This is a genomic window from Pseudoalteromonas sp. BSi20439 (genome assembly GCF_000241165.1).
Taxonomy (GTDB): Bacteria; Pseudomonadota; Gammaproteobacteria; order Enterobacterales; family Alteromonadaceae; genus Pseudoalteromonas.
Genome location: NZ_BADW01000122.1, coordinates 1 through 2,616 on the forward strand (window position 1 = coordinate 1; position 2,616 = coordinate 2,616).

At 40.1% G+C, this 2,616-nt stretch carries 2 protein-coding genes; both read left to right on the plus strand.

The genetic code is table 11. The features are described from left to right. The first annotated feature begins 217 nt into the window (after nucleotides 1–217). Nucleotides 218–1,768: an IS21 family transposase gene (gene istA, locus P20439_RS11270; protein ID WP_008466912.1), complete on the plus strand. Its 1,551-nt coding sequence runs from the start codon at nucleotides 218–220 to the stop codon at nucleotides 1,766–1,768. A gap of 11 nt (nucleotides 1,769–1,779) precedes the next feature. Then, nucleotides 1,780–2,535 (plus strand): IS21-like element helper ATPase IstB, encoded by a 756-nt coding sequence (gene istB, locus P20439_RS11275; protein WP_008127212.1) that lies wholly within the window; start codon nucleotides 1,780–1,782, stop codon nucleotides 2,533–2,535. Nucleotides 2,536–2,616 lie beyond the last annotated feature (81 nt).

A 2,616-nucleotide genomic window follows, 5' to 3' on the forward strand; every position in this document is an offset into this window, starting at 1 on the left:
TGCATATTCTCTCCAGCTTTGATCACCCAATTGCATTAACTTTGATCGCTTATTCTCATTAAGCTTTGATCACTAAAATCACTTGTAAATGATCACATTTATGCTCTTAATGATTTTGCCGATCAAAGCTTAATACCACTCGTAACCGAGTTCACGTTTTATCATTTTTGTAGGTGTGTTAAACCGTTATCTGAATCGTTTGATGAGGATAACAACAATGACAACAAGACCTATATCTATGAGTAAATTACATTCCATTTTACGGCTGAAGTACTCAGCACAATTATCCCATCGAGAGATTGCCAGAAGTTTAAATATTTCACCTGGTACTGTGGCTAATTACCTTAAAAAGGCCAATGAGTTAGGCTTAAATCAATGGCCAATACCAGAGGATAAACAGCAAAATACATTTTTCAACACCAAACTCAAGCGCTTCTCAACGCGTAAAAAAAGACACCCAACGCCTGACTGGTTAAATATCAATAAAGACTTAAAACAACATAAACACCTAACATTACAGCTCGTATTTGATGAGTTACTTGAAAAAGTGGGTGAGCCTTATTACAGCTACAGTCACTTCTGCCGAGCTTATAAACAATGGTTAGGTACCCAGCGACTCTCAATGCGTCAGCAGCATAAAGGGGGTGAAAAGCTGTTTGTGGATTATTGTGGCCCCACAATTACCATTACTTGTCCGACGACACAAGAAAAGCGCACTGCTCAGATATTCGTTGCTGTACTAGGTGCATCAAATTATACCTATGCTGAAGCAACGTATAGTCAGCAACTTGAAGATTGGGTAATGAGTCATGCGCGTTGCTTTGAATTTTTAGGCGGCGTTCCTGACGTTGTTATTCCCGATAATCTCAGAAGTGCTGTCAGTAAAACCTGTCGCTACGAGCCTGATTTAAATCCGACGTACCACCAGTTAGCCGAGTACTTTAACGTTGCTGTCATTCCGGCTAGACCTTATAAACCCAAAGATAAATCGAAGGCTGAAGTCGGCGTACAAATTGTTGAGCGTTGGATCATGGCACGCTTACGTAACCAAACCTTCCACAGCTTAGCGCAACTCAATCATGAAATAGCAAAGCTACTGGATATGATGAACAATAAGGTGATGAAGCAATATCAACAATCACGCAAACAGCTATTTGATATGGTGGATAAAAACGCATTAAAGCCATTGCCTGAAAAGCCCTATCAATATACACAAATCAAAACAGTACGTGTGCATATTGATTACCATGTTGAAATAGAAAAACATTACTACAGCGTGCCTTATCTGTGGGTTAAAAAACAATTACGCGCACACATATCCAATCAACTCGTGCAGCTTTATTATGACGGCACTTTAATAGCACAGCATCCTCGCTCAAACCGTTTAGGCGGACATACGACACAGACACATCATATGCCAAAGGCGCATCAAAAACAGCATGAGCAGTCACCGATAAATTTACGCTCATGGGCATTGAGTATCGGTGATTATACTCATCAAGTCGTTGAATTATTGCTTAATAGCAAACGTCATCCAGAGCAAGCTTATCGCACCTGTTTAGGGGTATTAAGTTTAGCTAAAACGTATTCAAAAGAACGCCTCGAGCGAGCATGTTACCGAGCAATTTGCATGAATACGACCACACACAGATCTATTAAGCAAATGCTGCAAAAAGGGTTAGACCAACAACCATTACCCACACTCCAAACAGAGCCAGAAAAGCCAATTACACACAGCAACATACGTGGCACAGATTACTACCATTAAGGAATGTAAACATGATAGAAACAATTAATCAGCAACTTCAATTGCTCAAGTTATCGGGTATAAAGCAAGCACTCAAGCAGCAGCTTGAACAGCCAAACCTATATCAAGAACAAAGCTTTATAGAGCGCGTCAGTTTATTGCTAACACATGAAATTGATACGCGTGACCAAAGAAAAATAGAGCGACTGGTGCGACAAGCAAAATTCCGCGTACCGGGTCAGTTAAATCAACTCATTTACTCGCCGAAGCGCAATCTAGATAAAGCACAAATACGCAGCCTCAGCCAAAGCACCTGGCTGGGTTTACATCAGAATATATTAATTACAGGCGCCACAGGCTGTGGCAAAACCTACCTCGCGTGTGCCTTGGGTCACGAGCACTGTTTACAAGGAAAAAGTGTCTTCTATATTCGATTAAAAGAATTACTTGAAAGTCTATTTCTAGCACAGGCCGATGGCAGTTATCGAAAATTATTGGGTAAACTCATTAAATACGACTTACTTATTTTAGACGATTGGGGGCTAGAGCCACTCAGTGCTCAGCAACGAAGCGACTTACTTGAATTAGTCGATGCTAGATATGGTTATAAATCACACATCATCATTAGTCAGTTACCACAGGAAAATTGGCACCAAATGATCGGCGAATCAACGCACGCTGATGCTATTTTAGATAGGCTGATTCATGGTGCAATTAAGTTGAATTTAAAAGGAGAATCGATACGAAAACAGTTAAATGAATTGACTGATGATGATCAGTTAAGTTAATTTAAAAATGGCTCTACAAAATGATAAATCAAGCGATCAAAGCTGATGAGAATCGGTGATCAAAGTCATGAGAATACGCAC

What these genes read in the sequence shown, in the direction of transcription:
- istB (WP_008127212.1), top strand. Translation starts at nt 1,780, where the DNA reads ATGATAGAAACAATTAATCAGCAACTTCAATTGCTCAAGTTATCGGGT.
- istA (WP_008466912.1), top strand. Translation starts at nt 218, where the DNA reads ATGACAACAAGACCTATATCTATGAGTAAATTACATTCCATTTTACGG.